Raw genomic sequence first — 12,506 nt, forward strand, 5'->3', positions numbered from 1 at the left:
TTTCGTTATTCTTTATTTTTTCTGAATAATTACATTTGTTTTTGATAAAACTTTAAGTTTAATCATCAAAACTTTTTATTATGTTTTTCTTTCTATTTTTATAACGATTCTCTTTTAGCTCAAAAAGTGGAAAAAAAAATTAAAAAGAAGAGATAAAGTGGGATTGCCTCCTCTTTATCTCTTGCCAATTCACTTTAAATATTAACTTAGGATTTCTATATAACTTCCTTCTATTTTTTTGATTCCTTTTTCCTCAATCACAAAAAATGTAGTAAACATTTTCTGGAGAAAAAAACGATCATGAGAAACGACAAGCAGCGTTCCTTTAAATAATTGTAAAATCTCTTCGATTTCTTCTCTAGTTTCAATATCTAAATGGTTCGTTGGCTCATCTAATACAAGAAAATTTACTTCGTTGTACATCAGCTTAGCCAATTCTAGGCGAATTTTTTCACCACCACTCAAAAAGCGAACCTGTTTCGTCACATCGTCTTTATAAAATGAATATTTAGACAGAATCTGGCGACTTTCTTGTTCCAATAGCGAACAGCTCTCACTAAAATGCTGGAGGATGGTCTGTTTTGTCTTTTGGTAGTCAATAACTTGAGATAAATAGCCGATTTTAAGATTTGTTCCATGTCTTATTTCGCCATCATCCGGCTTTTCCATGTCCAAGGCCAATTTGAGTAAAGTACTTTTACCAACACCATTTTCCCCAATAACAGCAGCACGTTCTTGCCAGAATAATGAGAAATCAAGCTGAGTAAATAAAGACTGATCACCATAACTTTTGCTGACACCTTTAAATAAAAGCACTTCTTTCCCTGAACGATCTGTTTCTTTGAAATTCTTCCCAATTTTGTTTGATTCTTCTTTTGGTTTAGGGATTGTTTGGATTTTTTCCAGCCGTTTTTCCAGCTGTTTTGCTTTTTTGAAAAACTTCTCGTTATCTCCTTCATGACCCCATTGTCGAAAACGGCGAATCGACTGTTTTAATTTTTTCACTTCTTTTTCCTGCTCATTAAAGTCCTTTCTCAACTTCTCGAGCTGTTCATCTTTTTGTTTTTTATAGGCTGAATAATTACCTTTATACTCAAGAATTCGTCCATCTTCCAACTCAATGACTCTTTGAACAACATTATCTAAAAAGAAACGGTCATGTGAAACGATCAGATATGCAGTCTTTTCGTAGGCTAGATATCCTTCCAACCACGAGATCCTTTGTGCATCAAGATGATTGGTCGGTTCATCCAATAAAACAAGCTCATTCTCCTGTAATAGAACTCTTGCTAATGCTACGATCGTTAATTCTCCACCACTCAAATCAGAAAGCTTTTTCTCTAAAAGATGAGCGATCATTAAACCATTTGCGATCATCGTTAAACGATTCTCCATTTCATAGCCGCCCGCTTGAGTGAATTCTTCTTGTTTTTGTCCGTATCGAGCTAAAATTTGTTCCAATTGACATTCTGGTTCAGTCATTTTCTGTTCTAAATAACTCAATTGCTGTTGAATCTCAAGTAAAGCAGAAAACGTTTCTAATAAATAATGCTTCACCTCTTGTTCTGTTGCTTCTGGAATTTGATTTAGGTAGCCGATCTTACTGTTTTTCTTACGGCTGACAGTTCCTAGATCTTGGGATTCGGTACCCGTGATTATTTTTAGTAGTGTTGACTTACCCGAACCATTACTGCCGATCAATCCAACTTTCTCTCCTTTGTCGATTTGCAGGTTCAGTGCTTCAAATAATGGAACACCACCGTAATTTTTAGTTATATTTTGTAATTGTATTAACATTTTTCCCTCTTTCTGCCATTCAGACAGATCAACAAAATGATTGCTTATGCTTTGAGGTTTGAATTTTCTATTTTTTAAACGGTATTCAAAAAATCAAAAAAGTCTCTAGATAGTCATTTTTTCTCCAAGCATTTACTTTTAAAGTAAGCAAAAAAGTTGAACAAAAATTGTTCAACCTTCACAGTCATCTACTATTGTAGGTGCTAATGCTTCTAACACCGACTTGTTATTTAATCATGAATACTCTTTAAGTAAATAAGTCTGAATGGTCTGTTTTATTCAATTGATTATCCTAAATTGGACACACTTGTGCCTTGGAATAAAAAATTGGAAATAATGACATGACAAAAAGCCAGATACATTAACATAAATGAATTACTTGCTGTTATTTTTGACATGTTGACCATCGTACTTATTCACCACCTTTTTAATCGATACATTGATTGTATCATGAAGTTCTTCAATGCGCACTTATTTTTTTTGGTACTGTTTTAAGCGTTCCTCTAATGTCCCCGTATGCAACTCAAACAGATGATTATCGAAATCGTAAAAATAAATGGAGTTAGCTTCTCCTTCGACACGCGTTCTACCTTTTCTTATTTCTAATCCCAATCGATCGATTCTTTCTAAATACAACTCATAATCTGCTTCTTCAATCTTAAAAGCGATATGATTGTATGTTTTTGTCGGCAGCGGTTCACCTTCCATAATTGCGATCCACAGATCTCCGATCAGGAAAAATTTTTCTCTAGCAATTGAAAATGTTGCTTCTCCACTGGAATAGACTTCTTTCGCACCAAAAATTTGTTCAAAAAACTGTGTTGCTTTTTCTAAATCATGGACAATGAATGTCATATGACTGATTACCTTCATTTCTATCCCTCCACTCCTATTTTAGTAATAAAAAAAGCCTTGTTAAACAAGACCTTTTTATTGATTTTACTCTATTACTCAATTCGCTACGATATTCACTAGCTTCTCAGGAACGACAATCACTTTACGAACTGTTTTTCCTTCAATAAATGATTGTATTTCTTCAGCCGCTAATGCTTTTTCTTCAAGCTCTTCTTTGCTCATTCCTCTAGGAACATTTAATTTTGCTCGAACTTTTCCATTAACTTGGAATACGACTTCAACTTCATCTTCAACTAAGGCTGCTTCATCATACGTTGGCCAAGGTGCATTCGTTAAGCTTTCTTCATTTCCTAAGATTGCCCAAAGTTCTTCACCGATATGAGGCGCAATTGGCGCTAAAAGTTGAACAAAACCTTCGATATACTCATAAGGCAATACATCAACTTTATTCGCTTCATTCACAAAAACCATCAATTGAGAAATAGCTGTGTTGAAATGCAGATTCTCCATATCTTCCGTAACTTTTTTCACTGTTTGGTTATAGACTTTTGTTAAGCGACCATCATTGACCGTTGTGATCCGATCACGCATCTTATCATCCTCATCAACGATCAAACGCCATACACGATCTAAGAATTTACGGCTGCCTTCTAATCCATTCTCGCTCCAAGCAATCGATGCATCTAAAGGCCCCATGAACATTTCATACATTCTAAGAGTATCCGCACCATATTTTTCAATGACATCGTCAGGATTTACCACATTTTTCAATGATTTACTCATTTTTGCCGGTGCTTCTTCCAGCTCTTCTCCTGTTTCGATGTTCACCCAAACATTATCCCGTTTTTCGACCATATTTGTAGGAACAAGAGCGCCACGGCTATCACGGAAGCTTTGGCCTAGAATCATTCCTTGGTTGTACAATTTTTGATAAGGCTCTTTAGTAGGCACTACTCCGATATCGTACAAGAATTTATGCCAGAAACGAGCATATAGTAGATGCAATACAGCATGTTCCGCTCCACCGATATAAATATCTACAGGCAACCAACGTTCCAATTTTTTATAATCAGCAAGTGCTTTTTTATTGTGCGGATCAACATAACGCAAATGGTACCATGAACTGCCGGCCCATTGCGGCATAGTATTGGTTTCCCGTTTACCTTTTTTACCTGTTTCCGGATCAACGACATTGACCCATTCAGTGATGTTAGCTAAAGGAGATTCTCCTGTACCACTTGGTTTGATGTCGTCTGTTTTTGGCAATCTTAGTGGTAATTCTTCTTCAGGTACAGTGGTTGTTGTGCCATCTTCCCAATGAATCACTGGGATTGGCTCACCCCAATAACGTTGACGTGAGAACAACCAGTCACGTAGACGGTAACTGATTTCTTTTTTCCCTACTTGATTTGCTTCCAGCCAGTCATTCATTTTAGCGATGGCTTCTTCTTTATTCAAACCATCTAAAAAGCCTGAGTTGATATGAGTACCATCTCCTGTGAATGCTGCTTCTGCAATATTTCCACCAGCTAATACTGGAATGATCTCGATACCAAATGTTTTAGCGAATTCATAGTCACGTTCATCATGTGCCGGAACAGCCATGATTGCTCCCGTTCCATATGAAGCCAGTACATAATCTGCGATCCAAATTGGGATTTTCGCACCATTAACTGGATTTACTGCATACGCACCTGTAAAGACGCCAGTTTTTTCTTTGGCCAAATCCGTTCGATTCAAGTCAGATTTTTTCGATGCAGCATCGATATAAGCTTCAACAGCTTCTTTTTGTTCTGGCGTAGTTATTTGTTTTACTAATGCTAACTCTGGAGCTAACACCGTATAGGTTGCACCGAATAATGTATCAGGCCTTGTTGTAAAAACAGTAAATTCTTCATTCGTTCCATCTACTTTAAAGGTAACATTCGCACCTTCTGAGCGACCGATCCAATTACGCTGCATATCCTTGATACTTTCCGGCCAGTCCACTAGTTCTAGATCATCTAACAAACGATCTGCATAAGCCGTTATTTTCAGCATCCATTGACGCATTGGTTTTCTAACGACGTCATATCCGCCGCGCTCACTTTTGCCATCGATAACTTCTTCGTTAGAAATAACTGTTCCAAGTTCAGGTACCCAGTTTACTGCAACTTCTGCTTCATAAGCTAAACCATGTTCATACAGCTTAGTAAAAATCCACTGTGTCCATTTATAATATTCCGGATCAGTCGTATTGATCTCACGATTCCAGTCGTAACTAAAACCTAATGAGTTGATTTGACGTTTAAAGGTTTCAATATTTTTCTTTGTGAATTCAGCTGGATCATTTCCTGTATCTAGCGCATATTGCTCTGCTGGTAAACCAAAAGCATCCCATCCCATTGGATGTAAAACGCTATATCCTTGGCTTCGTTTCATCCGAGATAAAATATCTGTAGCTGTATAGCCCTCTGGATGTCCTACGTGCAGTCCTTGACCTGATGGATATGGAAACATATCCAGTGCATAAAATTTCTTTTTGTTTGGATCATCGTGGGTGATAAAGCTATTGTTTTTCGCCCAATATTTTTGCCATTTTTTTTCAATCTTCTTGTGATCGTAACTCACGATGTTTTCTCCTCCTATTTATAAATAACTTTTTTATCCTTTTTTAACTGGTGGTCGTGCTTTTGTCCTTGAAAAATATGATTCGATCAGTCTGCAGAGCCAGATTGTAAAAGATTTGTGCTTCCCACATAATTTATTCTCTATCATCAGCTCTGATGTTGCCAATTTTTTTGGCTTTTGTTCCTCAGGTATGTAGCTCTTGAAATTTTCCTCTGATCGAAGTGCTGTGATTCACTAGTATGGTAACTTCGCTCCCTTTGGTCGCCAAGTATTGTGCATCATTGTCTTTGATAAGGTCGATTTTTTGGCTTTTGTTCCTCAGGTACGCAGTCTTTAACTTTTCCTCTGATCGAAGTGCTGTGATTCACTAGTACGGTAACTTCGCTCCCTTTGGTCGCCAAGTATTGTTCATCATCTACTCTGGCGAAGCCAGTCGCAGTGATTCACAACAAAAACGTCCCATAGGAAATATTTCCTATAGGACGTTTGATAAGCAACGTGGTACCACCTAAGTTCACTTGTATTATACAAGCCTCAAACGTTATAACGGCCGTCACCGATCTTACTTAATTAGGATGAAAAGAAATGACAGAGTTCTCCTGTACTTCTTTCATTTGTTCAGTAAAATAACTCAAAGGCGAGTTCAAAAGCTTCTGTACGTATTTTCACCAGCCATACGCTCTCTAAAACATGGTTCTTTCTACTATTCCTTTTCACTGTTTATGAATCAATTATGTGTTCTCATACTATCAAACTTCTACTAGAAATTCAATTGTTTTATTTAACTTTTAATTGCTGACCAATATAAATCACGTCACTGGATAAACCATTCAGCTGTTTGATTTTTTGAACACTTGTATTGTATTTTTGAGCAAGTCCCCATAAAGTATCGCCGCTTTTCACTTTATGCGCGCCTGCACTTTGGGTATTCCCTTGATTACTTGATGAAGAAGATGAGCTTGTTGAACTACCACCTTTTTTGACAATTAATTTTTGGCCTGGATAGATCATATCTCCGCTCAAATTATTCCACTGGCGCAGATTGGCAACACTCGTACCGTTTGCACTCGCTATCGCCCATAATGAATCACCAGATTTTACTGTGTAAGAACCAGTTGTTGAACCAGAGTTAGTACTTGAGTTACCTGAATTACTTGATGAGTTATTGTTGCTGCTGGCAGACCCAGAACCTTTTTTCACGATCAATTTTTGACCTGGGTAAATAATATCGCCACTTAAATTATTCCACTGACGTAAGTTTGCGATACTCACGCCATTTGAATTTGCGATTGCCCATAATGAGTCACCGGATTTTACTGTGTACGTGGAATTTGAAGTACCTGTGTTGCCAGAATTGTTTGAGTTGCCAGTGTTTCCTGTCGAACCATTATTCCCACTGTTCGTATTTCCAGAACCTTTTTTGACAATTAACTTTTGACCTGGATAAATCATATCGCCACTTAAATTATTCCATTGACGGATATTTGCAACACTTGTACCATTCGCATTTGCGATCGCCCACAGTGAATCACCAGATTTTACTGTATAGTACGTATTTGATGTGCTCGTGTTGCCGGAATTACCAGCATTGCCTGTCGAACCGCTATTACCGCCAGTATTTCCGCCACTTGTACTTCCAGAACCTTTTTTGACGATCAACTTTTGACCAACATAGATCATATCACTAGATAATCCATTCCAGCTTTTGATATTTGCGACAGATGTGCCATATTGAGCGGCTAAAGCCCAAAGACTGTCTCCAGATTTTACTGTATGAGTCACATTTTGACTGCTTGTATTTCCTGTGTTGCCGGCATTACCTGAACTTCCACCTGTGTTGCCGCCAGTATTTCCGTTATTATTGTTTCCGCCCGTATTGCCACCAGTTGCTGGTGTATCATACTGTGTCAAATTGTATGTCGTAATAATATTATTCAATTTTGTATTATAGCTTGGATCTGTTGCATAACGTCCTGTCAGCCATGCAGTGGCATCTCTGTATGAATTGGTATTACTTTTCCAGGCACCCGAATAATAATAAACGCCAGATTGAAATGACGTATTTTTCAGCACATAGGCATTATCGCTGAATGATTCTGAATAGGAAGGATATTTTCTAAATGCAGCATTCACCTGAACCCATTGTCCGTTATAGACTTCCCAAGTTTGCATCGTAACTGACTGTCCTTGATAGCTGCCTTTGATTCCAAACAGGTTATGATTTGGTGCAGCAGATAATGTGCTTCTGCCCCAATCACTTTCAAGAATCGCTTGAGCCATCATCACTGAAGCATACAAATCATTTGCTGAAGCTACAGAACGAGCATGTCCGGAAATTTCTGCAATAAACGCACTTGGACTAATACTTCTTGTCGTTGCTGCAAAAGAACGTAAAGATACTTCTGGTAGATCATCAGCCTCATCTGTAGAAGAATCAGTTGTTTCAGTCAGATCTTCTGTTGTTTCAGTTGTTTTTTCCTCAGTACCTTGAGTTGTTTCTGATGTATTTAATTCTGATGAATCTGTTGTTTCAGTCGTTTCTTCACTTGAAGATGTTTCCTGAGTGTCTTCTGTCATCGAATCGTTAGAGTCAGTCGTCGTTTGTGATTGAACGTCTCCTGTATGTGTAGGTGTCTCTGAGTAACTGATCTGAGCATTTGGTGTTTGTTCTTCCGTTGCTTCTGCAATTTTAGGTGCGGCAATCGGCGCGGCAATCGATGAAACAACGATTGCTGAGCTTAAGACAGTCGTACCTTTTTTCAACTGTTCGGCAGCAAGCTTGTTTTGTTCGGCTTTCCTCCGCTCTTTTCTCGATAGTTTGTACTTCTCCATAGTAAGTCCTCCGAATTTTCTAAAAAAGTATACCTTGAATTATAGTATACCCTTTTTCAGCTGAAAATAGAATATTTTTTTAATATATACTTCTCCGTCCGATCATTTAAATGTTCTTTTTTCCTTTCTTTTTTTGAGATCTTTTACTCATTTTATACCCTAATTTTTTTCTCTGCAAAATCTAGGTCTCAGGTCTGATATCCCTCTTTACCTTAGGCTGATTTTTTTCGCAAAGTCTTGTTATTGACTGCAAAAGAAATTATAGTGAAGAGGAAGTAATCCGATTGGTTAATAAAGTGAGGGGAAAAAGGATGAATAAAGAGCATTTTTTAATTGAATTAAAGATCTATTTGAAACCATTGACGGCACAACAGCAAGCCTTTATCTTAGAAAAATACGATAATATATTTGATGAGCGACTGGCTAATGGAGAAATGGAAGAAGAAATCGCCAAAGATCTAGGAAAGCCTAGAACGATCGCTGAAGAGATTTTAGAGGAATTTGATATCACTGTTCCTGAAAAACGATTGGAGCGTGACGGTTGGCAAGAAATTCCACCTGCAACAAGTTATGAGTATTATGAGGAAACAGCGGAGCATCCATATGATCAAGCCTATCAGTCATATGAGCGCCCAAAACATAATGGATTCGTCCGTTTTTGTCAGATATCTGGTGTTATTTTATTAAATTTTCTTTTAATGTTTTGGTTTATATTCAGCTTTGCTATGCTTCTCTTTTCTGGTTGGTTTGCAGCAATTCTTTTCTTGTTTTCTCCAATTCTAGGCGGGATTTCGATTTTTATCGGTTTGAATGATGCATCACTGTTCGAAATGTTTGTTAGTGTCTTTCTTTGCGGTGCAGGTATTATCGGTCTGCTGATCTTAGCGCCATTAACAAGATTTTTCGGCAAAGTATTAAAACGGTATATGCTATGGAATATACGTGTCTTAAGGGGAGATATATGATATGAAAAAGACTACTGCTTTTTTTCTAACGATTGGTGTAGTAACGATGATTATAGGTGGGATCGGCAGTGCAGTTTACTTTAGACGCGCTGAGCAATCCATGACGGATACAAAAAAAGAAAGTTATACTGTTAAGAAGAATGAAAATCTAAAAGAGATCCATTTGTCGCTTGCGGGAAATGCAGAATATTATATCAGTACTGAAAGCACAAATAAAGTTGTGATGAATACACGCAGCTATGCTCCTATTTCAATAAAAAGTGCGCTAAAGGTTGACGAGAAAAATGGACAGCTTCTCATTTCAGCTAATGGAAACAGGGATGAAAAGAAGCTGGGCAGCATGAAATTTGATTTTTTTAGTTTTGACAGAGGGTCATCTGTTTCTTTAACGATTCCAGACAATGCTGAACGAATTATCGTTGATGGCAAAGCTTCTGGTAGAATCAACCTTTCAGGAATCAACGCAAAGAATATCACTGTTAAAACTGATAATGCTGATGTTGATGCAAACAGTCTCAATACTGAGAAACTAGCTCTTGAGACAACAAATGGTTACTTAAATGTCTACACAGACGTTCATGCAGATAAAGCTACATTTAAGACAACTAACGGAGATATCAACCTCAATGATTTCGCTGCGTTGAATTGGTCTGCAATCACTACATCCGGCGATATATCTCTAGAATCAGTGAAAGGAACTTCGACTATTGAAACAATGAATGGTGATATCAATGCCAGTAATTTGAAAGGCGAAGCCACTATAAAAAATACAAATGGCAGCTTTGATCTATACGGATCAGACATTCCTAAACTGTTGAATGTTACGACCCAGCGAGGTGATATCAATCTGTACACAGACGAAATCCTTTATGATATTGCGATCCATTCAAAAACACAGTTAGGTGACAGCACGATCTTTGGTAAGGAGCGTTCATCATTTAAACGTGGAAAAGGGTCAAGAGTGTTTGATCTTCAATCGAATTCTGGTGATATTTCAATTGAAGGACCTGTTGATTCTGAGGACGATGAATAATCAAATAATTCGCTGAAGGCTGCTTTAGAGCTTAAAAAGTTCTAAAGCAGCCTTCATTTTTCTTGTTCTAAGCTGTGTTCTTAATTGTTTGATGTTATAATGAGCATTACGTATATGAGAAAGGATTTTTTATGAAAAACAAATTATATTATCAGTTTGCCGGCAGCTGCTTTTTAGTTGTCTTTATGTTTTTAGGCTATGTTGTTCGATTTTATCCGACATGGCTAAATGGATTCGACCAAACGATCACAGCTATTGTACGCGCTCCATATCCCTCAATGAATCAATTCTTTATTTGGTATACAAAATTTGCTGATCCGTTGACTGTTGGTATTTTAGCTTTGGCAATCGGATTTATTTTAGCTAGAGGGAAATATTATGCAGAAGCGCTTTGGCTTTTGATCAACACAGGAGGAGTGGCTGGAATTCTAAATCCGCTGATCAAGCTTGTCTTCATGCGCCCGCGTCCAACCTTAGATCATTTAGTATCAGAACACAGCTATAGCTTCCCCAGCGGTCATTCGACTGGAAGCATACTTCTTTACGGAACACTTATTTTTCTACTTCCTCAATTTATCAAGAACAAGAAGCTTTGTTTGATCTTGCAAATTCTGTTAGGAATCGGTATCTTATTGATTGGGATCAGCCGGATTTATGTTGGCGTTCATTTCCCGAGTGATGTGTTAGGCGGATTCTGTTTTGGTTTAGCTTGGTTATTGATGACGTACCCAATTTATCTAGAAAAGCGATTCGTTTGGCGTTTTAAAAATAAACAGCAATAGAAAGAAGAAAAGTTATGTCTGATTTTTTATATACAGAAGATCCAAATAAACGTTACCACACTTGGAATTATGCCTTGCGTCAGCAGTTTGGCGGAAAAATCTTTAAGGTTCCTTTAGACGGCGGCTTCGACTGTCCTAATCGTGATGGCACTGTTGCTAAAGGCGGTTGTACATTTTGCAGCGTTTCTGGTTCTGGTGACATGATCGTGGCTCCACAAGATCCTTTACCGATTCAATTTCAAAAAGAAATTCAAATGATGCATAAAAAATGGCCTCAAGTGGCACAATATATTGTTTATTTCCAAAATTTCACGAATACTCACGCACCTGTCGAAGTGATCCGCCATCGCTTTGAACAAGTGGTCAATGAAAAAGGTGTTGTTGGAATTTCGATCGGTACTCGTCCTGATTGTCTTCCTGATGATGTTGTAGATTATCTAGCAGAGTTAAATCAGCGTTATTATGTTTGGGTAGAGCTGGGTCTGCAGACCACTTACGAAGGAACTAGTACTATGATCAATCGTGCTCATGACTATCAGACCTATCTAGATGGCGTAGCAAAATTACGGAAACATAACATCCGTGTTTGCACACATTTGATCAATGGTTTGCCTGGAGAATCGATGGAAATGATGAAAGAAAATGTGCGACGAACGATTCTTGACTCAGACATTCAAGGCATTAAACTTCACTTGCTTCACTTAATGACAAATACACGGATGCTAAGAGACTACCATGAAGGCAGGCTTCAATTGATGAGCAGAGAGGACTATGTTTCTGTGATCTGCGACCAATTGGAAATGATCCCACCAGAAATCGTGATCCATCGGTTAACGGGAGATGCGCCTTCTGACTCTCTAGTTGGCCCGATGTGGAGCTTGAAAAAATGGGAAGTTTTGAATGCTATCGATGATGAAATGAAACAACGCGGTACTTTTCAGGGGAGTCACAACGTTCGTATAGAAAAAGAGGTGTATCATTAATGCTGCAAACAGCACTGCATTTTAGTCATACGTTGTTGAAAGAAGTCATTACGGAAGGAGATTCTGTGCTCGATGCTACAATGGGCAATGGTAATGACACAGCCTTCTTGGCAGAGCTTGTCGGAACAAAAGGAGATGTCTATGCTTTCGATGTTCAAGAACAAGCACTAACTGCCACCGCTAAAAAATTAGCTGATGCAAATTTGACAAAGCAAGTCCAACTGTTTCATCAAGGTCATGAAACGATTGAAACCGTACTTGCTAAAGAAACATTGATCACAGCAGCCATTTTCAATCTTGGCTATCTTCCCAAAAGTGATAAAACGATCATTACAACACCAAATACAACAAAGCAAGCACTAGATGCACTGCTTCCAAGGTTGATACCAAAGGGAAGGATCGTCTTAGTTGTTTATTATGGACATGATGGTGGAGAGGCTGAGTTAGAGTTAGTTCAGGAGTATTGCCAAAATTTGCCACAAGAACATTACAGTGTATTGACCTATCAATTCATCAATCAACGTAACAATCCACCAATTTTATTTTGTATTGAGAAAAAGTAGACCATCTATCTCAATATGATTTTCTGATCTGATATTGCTTTTAACATTTTATCTAGATTGCCTTTCCTTCCCTCCTATTCTTTGGT

At 37.9% G+C, this 12,506-nt stretch carries 9 protein-coding genes and 1 other annotated feature; of the genes, 5 read left to right on the forward strand and 4 right to left on the reverse strand.

Features of this window, described 5'->3' with window-relative positions; genetic code table 11:
- Positions 1-201: 201 nt before the first annotated feature.
- The 4 genes from abc-f to IGI58_RS04760 all read right to left on the reverse strand — a co-directional run bounded on the left by abc-f (position 202) and on the right by IGI58_RS04760 (position 8,094).
- Positions 202-1,797, reverse strand: a complete 1,596-nt coding sequence (abc-f, locus tag IGI58_RS04745) for a ribosomal protection-like ABC-F family protein (protein ID WP_429954304.1) — start codon at positions 1,795-1,797, stop codon at positions 202-204.
- 471 nt (positions 1,798-2,268) lie between these two features.
- Entirely contained in the window at positions 2,269-2,670 is a 402-nt protein-coding gene (fosX, locus tag IGI58_RS04750) for a FosX/FosE/FosI family fosfomycin resistance hydrolase (RefSeq protein WP_429954303.1), read from the reverse strand.
- Between the two features lie 78 nt (positions 2,671-2,748).
- Complete coding sequence (gene leuS, locus IGI58_RS04755; RefSeq protein ID WP_429954302.1) at positions 2,749-5,262, reverse strand: leucine--tRNA ligase; 2,514 nt, start codon at positions 5,260-5,262, stop codon at positions 2,749-2,751.
- 475 nt (positions 5,263-5,737) lie between these two features.
- Positions 5,738-5,988 (reverse strand) — a binding site (T-box leader).
- A 51-nt stretch (positions 5,989-6,039) separates the two neighbouring features.
- Complete coding sequence (locus IGI58_RS04760) at positions 6,040-8,094, reverse strand: LysM peptidoglycan-binding domain-containing protein (protein ID WP_429954301.1); 2,055 nt, start codon at positions 8,092-8,094, stop codon at positions 6,040-6,042.
- 311 nt (positions 8,095-8,405) lie between these two features.
- On the opposite strand from IGI58_RS04760, the gene IGI58_RS04765 reads away from it, so the two are divergent.
- From IGI58_RS04765 to IGI58_RS04785, 5 genes are all read left to right on the forward strand, one after another.
- Positions 8,406-9,059 carry a DUF1700 domain-containing protein gene (locus IGI58_RS04765; protein WP_429954300.1) on the forward strand — a complete coding sequence of 218 codons (654 nt, stop codon included), beginning with the start codon at positions 8,406-8,408 and terminating at the stop codon, positions 9,057-9,059.
- Between the two features lies 1 nt (position 9,060).
- Positions 9,061-10,092 (forward strand): DUF4097 family beta strand repeat-containing protein, encoded by a 1,032-nt coding sequence (locus IGI58_RS04770; RefSeq protein WP_225534770.1) that lies wholly within the window; start codon positions 9,061-9,063, stop codon positions 10,090-10,092.
- A 131-nt stretch (positions 10,093-10,223) separates the two neighbouring features.
- The gene (locus tag IGI58_RS04775) at positions 10,224-10,874 is read left to right on the forward strand and encodes a phosphatase PAP2 family protein (protein WP_429954299.1); all 651 of its coding nucleotides are present in this window, start codon (positions 10,224-10,226) and stop codon (positions 10,872-10,874) included.
- Between the two features lie 14 nt (positions 10,875-10,888).
- Positions 10,889-11,857, forward strand: coding sequence for a TIGR01212 family radical SAM protein (locus tag IGI58_RS04780; protein WP_429954298.1), 969 nt, complete (start codon positions 10,889-10,891; stop codon positions 11,855-11,857).
- Complete coding sequence (locus tag IGI58_RS04785) at positions 11,857-12,420, forward strand: class I SAM-dependent methyltransferase (protein WP_429954297.1); 564 nt, start codon at positions 11,857-11,859, stop codon at positions 12,418-12,420. Before IGI58_RS04780 ends, IGI58_RS04785 begins: the two co-directional genes overlap by 1 nt.
- Positions 12,421-12,506: the final 86 nt, after the last annotated feature.

Origin of the sequence: Enterococcus sp. AZ020 (assembly GCF_050499205.1) — a bacterium.
Classification (GTDB): Bacteria; Bacillota; Bacilli; order Lactobacillales; family Enterococcaceae; genus Enterococcus_L; species Enterococcus_L dunnyi.

What these genes read in the sequence shown, in the direction of transcription:
- abc-f (WP_429954304.1), bottom strand. Translation starts at nt 1,797, where the DNA reads ATGTTAATACAATTACAAAATATAACTAAAAATTACGGTGGTGTTCCA.
- IGI58_RS04765 (WP_429954300.1), top strand. Translation starts at nt 8,406, where the DNA reads ATGAATAAAGAGCATTTTTTAATTGAATTAAAGATCTATTTGAAACCA.
- IGI58_RS04760 (WP_429954301.1), bottom strand. Translation starts at nt 8,094, where the DNA reads ATGGAGAAGTACAAACTATCGAGAAAAGAGCGGAGGAAAGCCGAACAA.
- fosX (WP_429954303.1), bottom strand. Translation starts at nt 2,670, where the DNA reads ATGAAGGTAATCAGTCATATGACATTCATTGTCCATGATTTAGAAAAA.
- IGI58_RS04775 (WP_429954299.1), top strand. Translation starts at nt 10,224, where the DNA reads ATGAAAAACAAATTATATTATCAGTTTGCCGGCAGCTGCTTTTTAGTT.
- IGI58_RS04770 (WP_225534770.1), top strand. Translation starts at nt 9,061, where the DNA reads ATGAAAAAGACTACTGCTTTTTTTCTAACGATTGGTGTAGTAACGATG.
- IGI58_RS04785 (WP_429954297.1), top strand. Translation starts at nt 11,857, where the DNA reads ATGCTGCAAACAGCACTGCATTTTAGTCATACGTTGTTGAAAGAAGTC.
- IGI58_RS04780 (WP_429954298.1), top strand. Translation starts at nt 10,889, where the DNA reads ATGTCTGATTTTTTATATACAGAAGATCCAAATAAACGTTACCACACT.